The sequence below is a fragment of the Paenibacillus sp. FSL H7-0326 genome, assembly GCF_001955535.1.
Classification (GTDB): domain Bacteria; phylum Bacillota; class Bacilli; order Paenibacillales; family Paenibacillaceae; genus Paenibacillus; species Paenibacillus shunpengii.
Genome location: NZ_MPVN01000004.1, coordinates 591,161 through 608,033 on the forward strand (window position 1 = coordinate 591,161; position 16,873 = coordinate 608,033).

Sequence of the window (16,873 nt, forward strand, 5' to 3'; positions counted from 1 at the left end):
AAAGGAGAGAAGAAGTATGAATATCACTCCTTTACATCTAGAAGGAGCCATTCTGATTGAGCCCAAAGTACACGGAGATAACCGTGGTTTCTTCATGGAGAGCTATAATGAGGAGCTTTTCCATCGTAATGGAATTAAGCATCAATTTATTCAAGACAATCACTCGTTATCGGCTGAACCCGGTGTCTTGAGAGGACTTCATTACCAGTTGAATCCTAAAGCTCAAACTAAGCTTGTTCGCGTTATTGCGGGTGCAATATATGACGTTATCGTAGATATTCGTAAAAATTCCCCGACCTTTGGACAGTGGGTGGGGGTTATCTTAAGCGAGCATAACAAGCGCCAGTTACTTGTACCTAAAGGCTTCGCACATGGCTTCTGCACGCTCGTCCCCAATACACAGGTGATTTACAAAGTGGATGAATATTATTCTCCAGAGAATGACCGTGGAATTCTATGGAACGATCCTGCGTTAAACATCGACTGGCCTGTATCACACCCCGTGTTGTCTGATAAGGATCAGAAGCATCCGGTGTTGGCAGATGCAGAGCTGAATTTTGAGTAGGAGGGCGGACAAATATGAAACTACTTGTAACGGGCGGCGCCGGCTTTATTGGTAGTAATTTTGTACTATACATGTTAGAAAAATATCCAGATTACGAGATCATTAACGTTGATGCACTCACATACGCTGGTAATCTGGAAAATTTAAAGTCAGTCGAAAACAATCCTAAGCATACCTTTGTAAAAGCAGACATTACGGATGCAAAAACTATGGATGCCTTGATTCAGCAGGATGTAGATGTCGTTGTCAATTTTGCGGCAGAATCTCATGTGGATCGCAGCATTATGGAACCGGACGTTTTTGTTAAGACAAATGTGCTTGGAACGCAGGTGCTGCTCGATGCGGCGAAGAAGTATAACGTATCCAAATTTGTTCAAGTATCGACGGATGAGGTATATGGATCCCTTGGAGCTACAGGGCTATTTACGGAAGAAACGCCTTTGGCGCCAAACAGTCCTTATTCTGCGAGCAAAGCGGGCGGTGACCTGCTTGTCAGAGCCTATCATGAAACGTTTGGTCTCCCTGTAAACATTACACGCTGTTCAAACAATTATGGACCTTATCAATTTCCTGAGAAGCTCATTCCGCTTATGATTTCTCAAGCTCTCTCGGACAAATCCCTGCCCATATACGGAGACGGGTTAAACATTAGGGATTGGCTGTATGTCGAGGACCATTGCAGTGCCATCGATTTGGTCATCCATCAAGGTAAACTTGGCGAGGTGTACAATATCGGAGGTAACAACGAACGGACGAATATACAGATCGTTGAGACCATTCTAGAGGAGCTTGGGAAGCCCAAGTCCTTGATTACCTATGTGAAGGACCGTCCTGGGCATGATCGCCGCTACGGCATTGACCCGGCCAAAACGATGACGGAGCTTGGGTGGAAACCGAAGCATTCCTTTGAGACGGGAATCAAGGAAACGATCCGGTGGTATTTGGACAATGAGGAGTGGTGGACCCGCATTCAATCCGGAGCCTACCAACAATACTATTCCCAACAATATGGAGGGCGACTGGGGGACTAATCGATGAAAGTTCTGGTTACCGGAGCAGCAGGTCAGCTCGGGAAGGACGTTGTTTTGCTGCTGCAAAGTAAAGGCTGCGAGATCCTTGCTTGTGATCGTCAAACACTTGATATTACAAACTCAGAACAGTGTGAAGCCGTAGTGACTGGATTCAGTCCACAAGCGATTATTCACTGTGCAGCCTACACCGCAGTGGATGCCGCGGAAACAGACGTAGAAGGTGCCTACTTAGTGAATGCCACAGGAAGCCGAAACTTGGCCGTAGCTGCTGAGAAGATTGGAGCTAAAATCGTCTATATTAGTACAGATTATGTATTTAATGGCCAATCTTCTGAACCTTATCATGAGTATGACAATACGGACCCTCAAAGTATCTACGGTAAGTCGAAAAGAGCTGGCGAGGTTCTGACTCAAAGCTTATCTTCACGTTATTTTATTGTACGTACTTCTTGGGTTTATGGCCTTCACGGCAGTAACTTTGTGAAGACGATGCTAAAATTGGGACAGGAAAAGCCCCTGCTGAATGTGGTGAACGACCAGAAGGGATCTCCTACCTACACAGTAGATTTGGCCGCATTTCTGTATGAATTGATCCAGACAGAAAAGTATGGAATCTATCACGCCTCTAACAGCGGCTCTTGCACGTGGTATGAATTTACACAAGCGATACTGGAAGATGCAGCTCAAGTGCTTGATATGAAGGTAACTGCATCCTTGGAGCCGTGCACGACAGATATGTTTCCTCGGCCTGCGCCCCGTCCTCAAAATTCGGTGATGGAGCATCTCGCTATTCGAACAAATGGTTTAACGGATCTTCGTCCATGGCGGGAAGGATTAAACGACTTCTTGGCCGAAATGAAAGCAGTAAGCGTTAGAACAGAATAGATGATGAGAAGGTCTCGTTTTATCTTTTCCAGCGAGGGAAAGGTGAGATGGGGCCTTTTTGATTTATAGTGGATGTCAGATTAACTTGTATGGTTTATTATGGAATCACGACAATCAATATACTAAATGAGATAAGGAAAACTCTATACAATGAAGGAAACCTTAGCAAAACCAAAGCAGATACTAAATAATGAACAACGGTATAGCACGGTTAGTGTGCATGTCGTTACATATAACAGTGCCGGCGATATTAAGGAATGTATTGATCATGTTCTTCAACAGAGCTATCCCGTTCGATCTATTGTCATCGTGGATAACAACTCTTCGGACCAGACCACAGATCGGATCAGACAGCATCCTGCCTATCGAGAAGGTAAGGTTAACATTCAACTCATTGAGAATGAATCCAATACGGGATTTGCTCCTGCCCATAATCAGGCGATACAAGCCACGGCGACAGACTATGTGCTGGTGTTGAATCCGGATGTTTCCCTTGAACCTAATTATATTCGATATTTAGTCGAATTCATGGATCACCATAGCGAAGTTGGAAGTGCCACAGGAATGCTTAGGCTCAAAGAAGATCCATCTTTAATCGATAGTACGGGTCTAACGATGAACAGGACCTATAGAGCGTTTGATCGGGGTGCAGGCGAATCAGCGGATAAATGGAAGTCTTCTGGTGAGGTGTTTGGCGTCTCTGGCGCTGCAGCAATGTATTCTCGAAAAATGATTAACGACATCAGTATTAACGGGCAGTTTTTCGATGGTGATTTTTTTGCCTATAAAGAGGATGTGGATGTAGCCTGGCGAGCTCAGGTATTTGGCTGGAAATCCTTCTATATTGCTGAAGCGGTGGCTCTGCATGAACGGGGATGGAAAAAAGATAATCGGAAATCTATACCATTATTTATTCGCCAAGTCTCTTATATCAATCGTTACAAGATGATCTATAAAAATGAGAGTGTAGGTATGTTGTTAAAGAATTTGATTTTTTTTCTACCTTACGAACTGGCAAGTCATTTTTATTTTCTATGGAAGGAAAGGGATGTTTTAAGCGCTTGGAAGTCATTTTATAAATGCCGTACGGAATTAAAAGCAAAAAGAGGATACATTCAGAGGGCTCGTAAAACCCCTCCTAAAAGTTAAATCCAGGACATTTCAGGAAAAATATATCTCCATGTGCTATAATTGTCGATAGATTAGTACATTTTGTCAGGAGATTTCTCATGGATCTTAGCATTATCATCGTGAATTACAATACGAGGCAGCTGACGCTGGATTGCATTGCATCTGTATATGAATCCAGAACGGAGTATGCCTATGAAATCATTTTAATAGATAACCATTCTAGCGACGGTACCGTTGAAGCAGTTGCTGAACAGTTTCCAGAGGTTCGCCTAATAGCCAACCAAGAGAATACAGGATTTGCGAAAGCGAACAATCAGGGGCTCGCGATAGCTAGTGGCCGATATTCACTTCTGCTCAATTCGGATACCGTCGTACAGCAGGACACTTTGCAAACGATGCTATCCTTCATGGATGCCCCGGAGAATAAGAAGGTAGGAGCAGCGGGCTGCAAGATTATTTTGCCGGATGGATCGCTGGATAAGGCCTGCAAGAGAGGCTTCCCGACGCCTTCTGCGTCATTCTATTATGCATTTGGCATTTCGAAGCTGTTTCCCGATAACCCGAAGTATAATCAATACCAGCTGGGACATCTGGATCCGGATCAAGCTTATCCTATCGATTGCCTAGTAGGGGCATTTATGCTGGTAAGGCGAGAAGCTATAGAGCAGGTGGGAGGTCTGGACGAGACCTTCTTTATGTACGGCGAAGATATAGACTGGTGCTACCGGATCAAGCAAGCGGACTGGGACATTCACTACTACCCATATACATATATTATTCACTACAAAGGCGCCAGTTCTCGAAGAAAGCCAGCCAAGATCATCTACGAATTTCATAGAGCCATGTGGATATTTCATCAGAAGCATTACCAAGCGAAATATAGTGTAGTGACAAATGCAGCCGTGTATAGCGGAATTGGAGTCAAACTCGCAGCATCTTTCTTTAAAAATGGATTGGCCCGGTTTGTTAGCAGGGGAGAGTCAGAGCCTCAATTAACCGGAAAGTCTTCTCGCAATGAGGTGAACTTATGATCCGCAGAAATCAGCAGTTGTTAACACAGCTGTATGTCGGTGTGGATTTCTTCATTATACAGCTTTCTTTTTTACTCGCCTGGTGGCTGAAGTTTGAGAGTGGATTGCTGCCATACGATGTGTCCGTACCTCTCGAAACTTATACGCTGTGGAGCCTTGTATATGGAGCAGTTGCCATTATCATTGGTTTTCTAGTATCTTTATACACGCCTAAGCGTAAGAAGCGGTATGCCGAGGATTTTTGGAAAATTATCGAGATTCATTTAATCAGCTTATTCATTTTGTTAAGCTTGATGTTTTTCTTCAAAGAAGTGGATATTTCCCGTGCCTATCTGGGAATGTACATGATCGGGAACATTACCTTTACCCTGCTGTACCGCTATGTATTAAAACAGATTCTTAAGTCCTTACGTCAAAAAGGGTACAATCGTCAGTTTATGCTCATACTAGGAGCGGGCTCTCTTGGCCGAACATTCTACAATAATTTGCGACAGTATCCTGACTTAGGTTATGAGGTCATTGGCTTTCTGGACGATTATCGGAAGTGGGATACAGACGAGCAGAAGCATTTCAAGCCGATTCTAGGCTCGATGGATGATCTTTCAGCCATTCTTTCTAAACATTTGATCGATGAAGTTGTACTCGCTCTCCCGCTGGATGCACACAGCAAATATCCGGAGATTATTAACACATGTGAAAAAGCAGGTGTCCGCACCTTAATCATCCCGGACTTTTTTGATTATTTGCCAGCGCGCCCGATGTTTGATTACTTTGCCGGCATGCCGCTTATCAACGTAAGAGACATTCCGCTCGATCTGACGATGAACCGATTGGTCAAGCGGGTGTTCGATATCGTCTTTTCCATACTGGCCATTATCATTACCCTCCCATTGATGCTGCTTGTTGCGCTGGGGGTGAAGCTGACTTCACCTGGACCGATTATTTTTAAACAAGAGCGTGTGGGCCTGAACCGCAGAACCTTCCATATGTATAAGTTTCGCTCGATGAAGCTGCTTCCAGAGGGAATGGTGGACACCGGCTGGACTACTCGTAATGACCCGAGACGCACGAGATTCGGCTCCTTCATAAGAGCTACGAGTCTAGATGAGCTTCCACAGTTCTTCAACGTACTGCTCGGACATATGAGTGTGGTTGGTCCGCGTCCGGAGCGTCCGTACTTTGTGAATCAGTTCAAGGAGGAAATTCCGAAATACATGATTAAGCATCATGTGCGTCCAGGGATTACTGGGCTTGCCCAGAGCCAGGGACTACGTGGAGACACTTCTATTCAGGACCGGATCGAGCAGGATATTTTCTATATTGAGAATTGGTCCCTGCTGTTTGACATCAAAATTATTTTTAAGACCATCCTTAATGGATTTAAGAACGCATACTGAAAGCTATGAAAAAAGATGGCAGACTCTTGCTCCAAGAGAACGCCATCTTTTTCTTTACCGTCCTTATTACCTGCCTCTATCTAATCAAAATATCTCCCTCTACCTATTACCTTAAACTGTCCGCCTAATTCACACCCATTTCAAGAATAATGCCCTTTTCTGCAAGATTATCGAGACACTCCTTCATGTAGACATCGTCATGCTCATCATACCGCGCATGGGACATCACATCGTATGCTTCCGCCCAATCCCAAGGATCGGTCTGCTTTCCGCGATAAGCGGGATTCTCCCATAGGCTGTCTACGTTGTATCCTCGGTTTTTCATTTCTTCCATAATTAAAATGTGGTAACGAACCAGCTTCAGCGGATGATAGTCAAACACATAATTCACGGTCGCGTGTTTCTTGCCCCATCCGCCGCCCCGCAGGGCGCAGCATTCCCGGTGCTGTCCCAGCAGCTGGGGTCTCGGGAGCACACGGATTAGATCTTCATGCCACAAACGCATTTATATTTCTCACCCAATCATCGTTTATTTCTATTTATATAAGCATAGGCGAGAGGATTTAAGCAGGTCAATGGCAAACATCTTCCTATGGGGTTAATTGAAAATCTATCGTTTTTTCGACAAACATTGTTTATACTGAAAGAATTGGATTTTGATCTATATTTTTTAATTTTATAGGAATAGGGAGGTTCGTGGATATGACAACCATTATGGAACAGCTCAGGAAAGAAACGGCGGAGGATCATGATCAGATTGAGCAAAATGATTACGCCACAGCCATTATGAACCATACCCTTACTACAGCCCAATACCAGGCGTATCTAGAGAAATTTTACGGCTTTATTCTGCCGATCGAACAGCAAATTGCAAAGATAGATGGTGTCCAGGAGCTCGGCATCGATATGAAGCACCGTGCCAAATCACCACTGCTGGAGCAGGATCTGGCATTCATTTCTTCGAATAGAGAGCAGATTCCCATCTGCAATGACATTCCCGAGATCGCTTCAACCGAACAGCTGCTGGGTTATCTATATGTCATTGAAGGCTCCACGCTGGGAGGACAGATCATTACCCGTAAGCTGAAGGACCATCTTGCCCTGGAGCCAGGAGCGGGACTCTCTTATTTTAATGCTTATGGACAAGATACACGTACGCAGTGGAAAGAATTAAGTGAGACGATGAACACGGCTGTTGAAGCCGGTGCGGATCGCGAGATAATCGTTGGTACGGCAAAAGAGACCTTCCGATTGCTCAATCAATGGCTTATCAGCCGTACTGCTGGTAGCCAATTATAAAGGGAGGATCTTACGACAATGTCAGGAACCGGGGATTACCAGGATGACCAGTTATTGAATCGAACACTGTACAATTCACAAGAGGAACTCGATCCGGGTGAGCCTATAGACCTGACCAATTGTGAGAAGGAGCCGATACATATTCCGGGAATGATTCAGCCGCATGGGGTTTTGATCTCCGTGTTGAGTGAATCTCCCCATACGATTGTGCAATGCAGTGCCAATACCTTTGAATTTTTCGGACGAAAAGCGGAGGAGCTGATCGGAACACCAGTTGCAGATCTCATTGGCGGGGAGTCGCTGCAAGAGCTGATTGATCGTAATTTAAGCGCGAGTGATACGTCAGATCTGCAATATATGAGTTTAAAGATTAACGCTGGTGATACAGATGATCGTTTCTTTGGCATCGCTCATTCCAGCGAAGGTCTGATTATATTAGAGCTTGAGCCGGCTCAAGAAGAGCCGTCTACGACGAATGATTATAACTGGATTCATAACTTCTTCAGTCGAGTTAAGCGTACCAGTACGAGATATGAGGCCAGCCAGGTGGTTGCTGAACAAGTGAAGGAGATGCTTGGGTACGACCGGGTCATGGTCTATGAATTTGATGAGCAGTGGAATGGTAAGGTTATAGCGGAAGCGAGGGAAGTGGGGCTGGAACCTTTTTTGGGTCATCACTATCCAGCCTCCGATATTCCGAGACAAGCCCGTGAGCTCTACCTCCGCAACTGGCTTAGAACGATTGTTGACGTAGATTATGCACCTGTGCCGATTGTGCCGACTGTGCAGCCATTGACAGGTAAACCGCTGAACCTCAGCCTGTCTGTGCTCAGAAGTGTATCTCCCATGCACATTGAATATCTGCAGAACATGGGAGTCCAGGCCACGGTAACGATATCTCTGATTCATGATGGCGAGCTGTGGGGACTGATTACGTGCCATCACTATTCTCCTAAATATGTGCCCCACCGTATAAGGAACCTGTGTAATTTTTTGGGTGCTTTCTTCAGCAGTGAATTGGTTCAGCGTCAGCAGCTGGATGATTATCAGGAAGAGATTAGGCTGAGACAGACCGCTTCGCGAATTGTGCAGATCTTTATTGGCAATACAAGCTCAAACCGTGTGATTGCGGATTTGGATAAGGAGCAGGAGTCTTTGCTTCATCTGATGAAAGCATCAGGAGTGGTCGTATCGTATCAGAATGATCTCATGTTTTATGGGAAGACGCCTTCTGCTGAACAGGTTCGAGATCTGGCAGACTGGCTTTCGAGTCAAGCGAAGGACTATACCTATCATTCTTCGAAGCTGAGTGCAGAGTATCCTCCAGCTGAGAAATACAAAAAAGTAGGCTCTGGAGTGCTCTATCTGTCTATGGACCAAATGCATCGGGATTATATCATTTGGTTCAGAGCCGAGGTGCTTCAGACCGTGGATTGGGCAGGCGATCCAGCGAAAGCGGTCATAAAAGCAGACGACGGGTACCGCTTGTCTCCCCGCAAATCTTTTGAAAAATGGCGAGAGGTAGTAGAATCAACTTCGTATCCTTGGCTGAGCAAGGAGCTGAATATTCTCCCTGAGCTAAAAAGTATTGTTCGGAGCCAGACAGAGAATCAGCTCAGACAGATGGAAGTAGAAGCGATTCAAAATGCCCGCATTCTTCGAGATAATGAACACCGGTATTTGCAGCTGATGGAGCTGTCTCCGGTCGGATTTTTTACGGTAACCCAAGGCAAGATCATATACTGTAATTCTAAAGCAGCACAGCAGCTTGGCTACGAGTCAACAGAAGAGCTGAACGGCAAAGCGTTTCATCATTATATCGCTGATTCATCAAAGGATGGTTTTCATCAGAAGATGGAAGAGCTTGATACGGGAAATACTGAGCTGATTACAGGCAAATCTTATTTCAAACAGGCTGATGGTGATTCACTCCTTCTGGAGTATACGCTGGCTTCTGTTATGCATGGGGGCGAGCCGTCCTTTATGATTCTAATCCATCAGGGTGTATCCAGTAGTGACAAAAAGGAATATGCGGAAATGACAGATCAGCTCAAAAGCTATCTTGTTACCGATTCGCTCACAGGACTTTCGATCTGCTCTGTTTTTGATAGAGAGCTGTGTCAGGAATGGGAGAGCTGTATAGTAGAAAAATACTCCATGGGGCTGCTCATGATTGATGTAGATGATTTTCGTACGTACAATCTTACCCATGGGCTTAAGAACGGAGATCTCTGTCTGCAATGGGTTGCTGACGTCCTGAGAGTACTTGGAGAAAGGGAAGAATATCATGCTTCCATTTGTAGAAGAAGCGGCGGCAAATTCAGGCTGCGGCTCAAGGATGTGACCAAAGAAGTGATGCTGACCCTGGCAGAAGAGATCAGACAAGGAGTAGAGGCGCTTCAAATCCCTGTACAACATAGTCTACATGAATACAATCATGAATGGTTGACCGTAAGCGTTGGTGCAGCGGTCATATTGCCCGATGCAACGACTCATCCTGATGTTTTGTTCGAGCAAGCAGAAGCTTCCCTGCGTTCAGCCAAAAACCAAGGTAAGAACAATGTTACGATGCTATAACGGAACTTATTTCATAAATGATTCATTCAATTCTATTTCATCATGAATGAGTTACTACATTAATTCACGATGAATTTAAGGTTCTCTATAAACTTTTGGAAGTATTTTGCAGATAATTAGCTTAGGGGCTGTCCTTAAGCACACCATTCAGACTCGCTTGGAAGGCTGCTTAGATCGCGCCTCTTAGCGGGTCTTTTTTGATAGCTCGGAAGAATCATATAAATTACATAAGCGTAAGTGAGGTTTTAGGATATGGCAAAAGCAACCCGAAGACCCAAAGAGTTTACACAGGCCCAGCTGTATGAGCTCAGACATAATCCGAATGTGTCCAGTATAGAGGGCAGGAATATTACATACACACCCGTTTTCAAAATTGCTGCGATACGGGCAGATCAGGACGGCATACGGCCAAGGGAGATTTTTATACGCGGCGGCTTCTGCTTGGAAGCGATAGGTACCGATACTCCGAAGAGATGCCTGCAGCGATGGAGGGCGATCTTTGATAAGTATGGAGAGAAGGGGCTTATGAATGAGGGCAGACAGCGACATGACCGTAAGCACTGGACCTTGGAGGAGAAGCTGCAGGATAAGCTTCATGTTGCGGAGGAGCAGATTCGTCTACTGAAGGATGAGAATGCTCAATTAAAACGGGAGCTGAGAGAATTGCAGAAGCTCTACGCGGAGAAGCCCAAACGATTATATGTCCGTAATCGGGTAAGTGAGCATTAGGGCTGGATTGTTAAATTTGCAATTGAATTAAATGAGTGAATGGTTTAGAGCACAAATGTTTAATCCGGTTAAATTAAATCAATGACAGCGTAATTAAGGCAGCTCCCTATCCGTGGCTTCCTAGTTCCTGTGTAAACCTGCTCTTTCGCGAGAAAGGCGCAGGTTTTTTGGTATTCCATACTCCGTTTCCAGCTAAAAATCTTGTTCGCCTCGCATACGAACATTGACTTACCTTATCCCCTATCATAGACTTGTTTTAGTAGTGATTTGCTCGCGTGGAGGAATGGAATTTTGAAGGAAATGATCAAGGAATGGAAGCATATTTTCAAACTCGATCCTGACCGGGAACTGACGGATGAGGCGCTTGATGCGGTATGCATGTCCGGATCCGATGCGATTATGATCGGCGGCTCTTCCGGCGTCACGTACGATAACACGGTGGACCTGCTGTCCAGGGTACGGAGATACGAGCTTCCATGTGTACAAGAAATTTCTGACCTTGAGGCGGTTGTCCCGGGATTTGATCTGTACATGGTCCCCATGGTGCTGAACGCACAGGATACGCGCTGGATCACCGGACAGCATCAGGCAGCCATTGAGCAGTTTGGGTATATGATTCCTTGGGAGCTTATTGTGTGTGAAGGATATATTGTATTGAACCCGGATTCAACGGTAGCGCGGCTGACTTCTCCGAATACAGACCTTGAGGCCGAAGGGGTTGCTGCTTACGTACAGGTAGCGGACAGACTGATGAATCTGCCTGTTGTGTATATTGAATACAGTGGAACCTTCGGTGAGATGGAAAAGGTAGAGGCTGCTCGCCATGCAGCATTCCAGTCTCAGCTATTTTATGGCGGCGGAATTGTTGATTATGATACAGCAGCTCAGGCGGCAAAAGCAGCACACACTATTGTTGTCGGTAATGCCGTTTATTATGATCTGCCATCAGCGCTTGCTACGGTTCAGGCTGTCAAACCAGGTGAGAACAAACAAACCGGGTGATGCACTTTTTTTACTTCAATAACGAAAGGGGCTTGCATGTATGCAATCCATTAATATACAGGACGCTGTTGCACGTCTGAACCCTCCGCAGCGGGAGGCTGTTGTTACAACAGAAGGGCCGCTTCTTATTATGGCCGGCGCAGGCAGTGGTAAGACGAGAGTGTTGACCCATCGTATCGCTTACTTGATTGCCACTAAGAAAACAGCACCTTGGGGCATTCTCGCCATTACATTTACGAATAAGGCAGCACGGGAGATGCAGGAACGGGTATCCAAGCTCGTCGGCTCTGAAGGACGGGATATATGGGTATCCACGTTTCACTCCATGTGTGTGCGGATTTTGCGCCGCGATATAGAACGAATCGGATTTACTTCGAACTTTAGTATTCTAGACTCGGCAGATCAGCTGTCGGTTATTCGTAATTGCATGAAGGATTTGAACATCGATACGAAGAAATTTGAACCCAAAGCGATTCAGTCTGCCATGAGCACCGCGAAGAATGAATTGGTCACTCCGGCACAGTATGAAGCGAAGATCGGCGATTATTTTGAAGGTATTGTGGCGAAAGTATACACGATGTACCAAAAACGCCTGAAGGCGAACAACTCGCTTGATTTCGATGACCTCATCATGACGACCATTCAGCTCTTCAAGGAAGTGCCGGAAGTGCTTGATTTTTATCAAAAGAAATTCCAATACATCCATGTGGACGAGTATCAGGATACAAACCGTGCACAATATATGTTAACTCGGATGCTGGCGGACAAGCATCACCGTATATGCGTTGTGGGTGATAGTGACCAGTCGATCTATCGTTGGCGCGGTGCGGATATCAGCAATATTTTGAACTTTGAAGAGGATTATCCGGAAGCTCGTACGATTCTGCTGGAGCAGAATTATCGATCCACCTCCAACATTCTGGACGCAGCTAATGCTGTCATCGCCCTTAATTCGGGACGCAAGCCGAAGAAGCTGTGGACGGATAAGACGGGCGGAGACAAGATTAAGGTCTACCGTGCAGATTCAGAGCATGACGAAGGATACTTTGTTACTTCAGAGATCAGTAAGAACGTCAATAAGGGCAAGAGCTACCAGGATCATGCAATATTGTATCGGACCAACGCACAGTCCCGGGTAATCGAGGAAATATTGATTAAGTCCGATATTCCTTACCAAATCGTCGGCGGGATTAAGTTCTATGACCGTAAAGAGATCAAGGACATCCTTGCTTATTTGCGCCTTCTATCGAACCCTGATGACGATATCAGCCTCACGCGAATTATTAATGTGCCTAAACGCGGCATTGGTGATACGACCGTTGGCAAGCTCGCTGCCGCAGCAGGGGAGAGAGGCGTGTCCATTTTCAAGGTGCTTGAGGTGGTTGATGATCTGGGGTTTGCTGGACGTACACGCAATGCGCTTGTTGAATTTTATGATATGATTGCGGCCCTGCATCGGATGGTTGAGTATCTATCGGTAACGGAGCTGACGGAAAAAATACTGGAGATGAGCCAGTATCGTCTGGAGTTCCAGAACGAGAATACACTGGAGTCCAAGGCCAGACTTGAAAATATAGATGAGTTCCTGTCTGTGACGATGGAATTCGAGAAGAACAACGAAGATAAGTCGCTGGTTTCGTTCCTAACGGATCTTGCTCTGATCGCTGACATTGACAGCATGAATGATGATGAGGAAGAGCAGGACGATGCAGTCGTTCTGATGACGATGCACAGTGCCAAGGGGCTTGAGTTTCCGGTTGTCTTCATTATCGGGATGGAGGAAGGTGTGTTCCCGCACAGCCGGACCTTTATGGATGAGGAGGAGCTTGAAGAGGAGCGTCGCCTTGCCTATGTAGGGATTACGCGTGCCGAACAGCAGCTCTTCTTGTCCTGTGCTCAAATGCGGACGTTGTTCGGACGGACGACAGCGAACCCGCCTTCTCGCTTCCTGGATGAGATTCCGGAAGATCTCAAGGAGGATACGAAAATAGCCCAGGACCGCTATCGCCGCGGAGGAGGCACCAATGCTGGCGGTTCCTATGGAGGACGCGGATTCTCTGGAGGAGGAAGCAACTTTGGAGGCTCTCGAACCAGTACCGGCTTCGGTGGTTCCACAGCATCTGCAGCTGCTTCTAAAGTATCTGTTACGACAGGGAGACCAGCTGCAGCCGCAAGTGCAGCAGGCAGTGGCTCGAAGGATTTCGCCGCAGGCGATAAAGTTCAGCATGGCAAATGGGGAACAGGCACGATTGTCTCCATTAAAGGTGCAGGCAATGATATGGAGCTGCAGATTGCTTTTCCTGCGCCGGTTGGTGTGAAACGTCTGCTTGCCGGTTTTGCGCCGATAACCAAGGTGGAATAATAAGGATGGCAAGGCTATGTGCGCATAGCTTTTGCTGATTAATCGTTCAAGCTTTCGAATTTAAACTGAACATCATAGGTGAGTTCACCATTTAATGAAGGTACCCGTGAGAAGGTAATATCTGTAGGGCAGAATGCGCTTATCTAGCATCTAGCTGCATATTCTGGCAATGCATGAATTTGGCCTCTCACGGGCCTTACATATTATTTTAATTTATTTTCACGGAGGGATAGCCCTACATGGATCCAATGCATCGATTGGAACAGCTCGTAAAGGAGCTGAATGAGTACAACTATCACTATTACACGCTGGATAAGCCCAAGATTAGTGATAAAGAATATGATGTTTTGTACGATGAGCTGGTATCGCTGGAGACGCAAAGCGGGATTGTACTGCCCGATTCTCCGACTCAGCGTGTGGGAGGCGAGCTCCTCAAAGGCTTCAAGCCTCATCGCCATTTATCTCCTCTATGGAGCTTGGACAAGGCACAGAACATTGAACAGCTTCGCAGCTGGAACGGCAGAGTGCAGCGTCTTGTTCAGGATTATAACAGCAAGAATCCCGATACACCGCTTCCGGAGCCGGGTTATGCGATTGAATTGAAGTTTGATGGTCTCACTTTGAATTTGACCTACACGGATGGGCAGCTTGTTCAAGCCTCGACCCGGGGGAATGGAGTTACAGGTGAAGGTATTTTGGCGCAAGTAAAAACGATCAAGTCTGTGCCGCTGACCATTCCATACACCGACGGTACGATTGAGGTTCAAGGTGAAGGGATTATGAATCTCTCCGTGCTGAACAAATACAACGAGACGGCAGCCGATCCTCTCAAAAATGCGCGTAATGCCGCAGCAGGCGCCCTTCGCAACCTGAATCCCAAAGTGACAGCAGAGCGCAGACTCAGTGCTTTCTTCTATAATGTGGGCTATTCGGACGCAGTTCAATTTGAGAGTCATGAAGAAATGATGCAGTTTTTACGCGACAATCATTTCAAGGTAAATCCATATATCAGCTACTTCCAAGAGTTTGACGATGTGATGGAGCGTCTCGCGGAAATCCAGGAGAACCGTGATAAGCTGGACTATCTTATTGATGGAGCGGTGATTAAGCTTACAGATATGCGTACCCGGCAGGTACTGGGCTATACAGATAAATTCCCACGGTGGGCTGTTGCCTATAAGTTTGAGGCGGAGGAAACAACGACGGTGCTGAACTCGGTCAGCTGGAATGTGGGACGTACAGGAAAAGTCACGCCGCTGGCTCGTGTTGAACCAGTTGAACTAGCAGGAGTTACGGTATCCAACTGTACACTGAACAATGTTGGCGATATTGAGCGTAAGAACTTGAAGTTCGCACTCGGAACGCGTGTCTTTATTCGCCGATCGAACGATGTCATCCCTGAAATATTGGGTAAGGTGACAGAAGAGGCAGATGGTGAAGAGATTGTGTATCCTACAGAATGTCCTTCTTGCGGGTTCCCACTGGAGGAGCGGGGTGCACATTTATTTTGCAACAATAAAATGAACTGCAAGCCGCAAATCGTAGCCCGCATCTCTCATTTTGCTTCCCGCGATGCCATGGACATTGAAACGTTCAGTGACAAGACGGCAATTCAGCTTCATGATGAAAAAGGTTTAAAAGAAGCGGCAGAGCTCTACACCCTGACTTATGAAGATCTTATTGGGTTATCCCGATTCGGTGACAAGAAGGCGAAAAATCTGCTGGCAGCCATCGAAGAGAGCAAAGGCAGAGATCTAGCATCCTTCTTATATGCTTTGGGTATCCCGAACACCGGAAAATCAACCACCAAAATGCTCGCTGACCATTACCGCGATCTTCATCGCATTATGAATGCGACAGTAGAGGAGCTGGTGGAGCTTCCTGATGTGGGACTTATTGTTGCTGAGAGTATCGTATCCTTCTTCCAGGATCCATTTATACAAGCGAGTATCGAGAAGATGCTGTCTCTTGGAGTCGAGGCCAAAGCACCTGAAGAAGCACAGGTCGTTGTGACCGATTCATTCTTCAGCGGGAAGACCGTTGTGCTTACAGGAACCTTGCATCAGCTAACGAGAGAAGAGGCTACCGAACGACTTGAGGCGCTGGGCGCAAAAGTAACGGGAAGTGTATCGAAAAAAACAGATCTCGTTATAGCGGGAGAAAAAGCCGGAAGTAAGCTGGCTAAAGCACAGCAGCTAGGCATAGACACCATTGAAGACGAAGATGAGTTCGTTAAGCTTCTGCAGCTTAAGTAGAATTCTATCGTTAACCCGCATGTATTTTTATAGATGTAGAAGCGCAGTCTGTCGAACTGATCTTTGTCGACAGCTGCGTTTCTTTTTTTCTCAGTTCCGTAAAAAGAAATTTAATTTATAAAAAGGGTTGTCAAAATATTTTTAACGTGTTATATTATTTCTTGTCGCTTCAAGCGATGTAAAAACATTGTCGAAAGATGTTGAAAAACGTCGAAAAAAGATGTTGACAACAACGACAATAAAATGATATGATAAATATCCAGTCGCGAGAAATTAGCGACTAAGATAAAAGAATCAAGTTCTTTGAAAATTGAACAAATGGATGATGAAATTTAAGAGAACATTACGTTCTCGTCAGTTTTTCTAAATGAGCTTAATCGCTCTCTTTTTTGGAGAGTTTGATCCTGGCTCAGGACGAACGCTGGCGGCGTGCCTAATACATGCAAGTCGAGCGGAGTAAGGTGAAACTTGTTTCACCTAGCTTAGCGGCGGACGGGTGAGTAACACGTAGGTAACCTGCCCATAAGACTGGGATAACTACCGGAAACGGTAGCTAATACCGGATAGGTTCTTCTCTCGCATGGGAGGGGAAAGAAAGACGGAGTAATC

The 16,873-nt window shown here is 45.8% G+C and carries 13 protein-coding genes and 1 rRNA gene; 13 read left to right on the forward strand and 1 reads right to left on the reverse strand.

Features of this window, described 5'->3' with window-relative positions; all coding sequences use genetic code 11:
- Nucleotides 1–16: 16 nt before the first annotated feature.
- The 6 genes from rfbC (at nt 17) to BK126_RS21505 (ending at nt 6,040) form a co-directional block, all read left to right on the forward strand.
- Nucleotides 17–565: a dTDP-4-dehydrorhamnose 3,5-epimerase gene (rfbC, locus tag BK126_RS21480; RefSeq protein WP_076314570.1), complete on the forward strand. Its 549-nt coding sequence runs from the start codon at nt 17–19 to the stop codon at nt 563–565.
- A gap of 14 nt (nt 566–579) precedes the next feature.
- Entirely contained in the window at nt 580–1,596 is a 1,017-nt protein-coding gene (gene rfbB / locus BK126_RS21485; RefSeq protein ID WP_076314571.1) for a dTDP-glucose 4,6-dehydratase, read from the forward strand.
- A gap of 3 nt (nt 1,597–1,599) precedes the next feature.
- Nucleotides 1,600–2,481, forward strand: coding sequence for a dTDP-4-dehydrorhamnose reductase (rfbD, locus tag BK126_RS21490; protein WP_076314572.1), 882 nt, complete (start codon nt 1,600–1,602; stop codon nt 2,479–2,481).
- A 150-nt stretch (nt 2,482–2,631) separates the two neighbouring features.
- Nucleotides 2,632–3,630 carry a glycosyltransferase family 2 protein gene (locus BK126_RS21495; RefSeq protein ID WP_076314573.1) on the forward strand — a complete coding sequence of 333 codons (999 nt, stop codon included), beginning with the start codon at nt 2,632–2,634 and terminating at the stop codon, nt 3,628–3,630.
- Nucleotides 3,631–3,710: 80 nt separating this feature from the next.
- Nucleotides 3,711–4,643 (forward strand): glycosyltransferase family 2 protein, encoded by a 933-nt coding sequence (locus tag BK126_RS21500; RefSeq protein ID WP_076314574.1) that lies wholly within the window; start codon nt 3,711–3,713, stop codon nt 4,641–4,643.
- Entirely contained in the window at nt 4,640–6,040 is a 1,401-nt protein-coding gene (locus BK126_RS21505; RefSeq protein ID WP_076314575.1) for an undecaprenyl-phosphate glucose phosphotransferase, read from the forward strand. Before BK126_RS21500 ends, BK126_RS21505 begins: the two co-directional genes overlap by 4 nt.
- A gap of 124 nt (nt 6,041–6,164) precedes the next feature.
- On the opposite strand, the gene BK126_RS21510 is transcribed toward BK126_RS21505, so the two are convergent.
- Nucleotides 6,165–6,545, reverse strand: coding sequence for a TIGR02328 family protein (locus BK126_RS21510; RefSeq protein WP_076314576.1), 381 nt, complete (start codon nt 6,543–6,545; stop codon nt 6,165–6,167).
- 197 nt (nt 6,546–6,742) lie between these two features.
- Between BK126_RS21510 and BK126_RS21515 the strand changes: the two genes are divergently transcribed.
- The 7 genes from BK126_RS21515 to BK126_RS21545 form a co-directional block, all read left to right on the forward strand.
- Nucleotides 6,743–7,339 carry a biliverdin-producing heme oxygenase gene (locus tag BK126_RS21515; protein ID WP_076314577.1) on the forward strand — a complete coding sequence of 199 codons (597 nt, stop codon included), beginning with the start codon at nt 6,743–6,745 and terminating at the stop codon, nt 7,337–7,339.
- 18 nt (nt 7,340–7,357) lie between these two features.
- Complete coding sequence (locus BK126_RS21520) at nt 7,358–9,916, forward strand: diguanylate cyclase domain-containing protein (RefSeq protein WP_076314578.1); 2,559 nt, start codon at nt 7,358–7,360, stop codon at nt 9,914–9,916.
- A gap of 252 nt (nt 9,917–10,168) precedes the next feature.
- Entirely contained in the window at nt 10,169–10,645 is a 477-nt protein-coding gene (locus BK126_RS21525; protein WP_076314579.1) for a hypothetical protein, read from the forward strand.
- Nucleotides 10,646–10,936: 291 nt separating this feature from the next.
- Nucleotides 10,937–11,647: a heptaprenylglyceryl phosphate synthase gene (gene pcrB / locus BK126_RS21530; RefSeq protein WP_076314580.1), complete on the forward strand. Its 711-nt coding sequence runs from the start codon at nt 10,937–10,939 to the stop codon at nt 11,645–11,647.
- Nucleotides 11,648–11,687: 40 nt separating this feature from the next.
- A complete protein-coding gene (gene pcrA / locus BK126_RS21535) occupies nt 11,688–14,009 on the forward strand; it encodes a DNA helicase PcrA (RefSeq protein ID WP_076314581.1) in 2,322 nt (773 codons plus the stop codon).
- 239 nt (nt 14,010–14,248) lie between these two features.
- Entirely contained in the window at nt 14,249–16,264 is a 2,016-nt protein-coding gene (ligA, locus tag BK126_RS21540) for an NAD-dependent DNA ligase LigA (RefSeq protein ID WP_076314582.1), read from the forward strand.
- 386 nt (nt 16,265–16,650) lie between these two features.
- Nucleotides 16,651–16,873, forward strand: a 16S ribosomal RNA gene (locus tag BK126_RS21545); the annotation flags it as partial.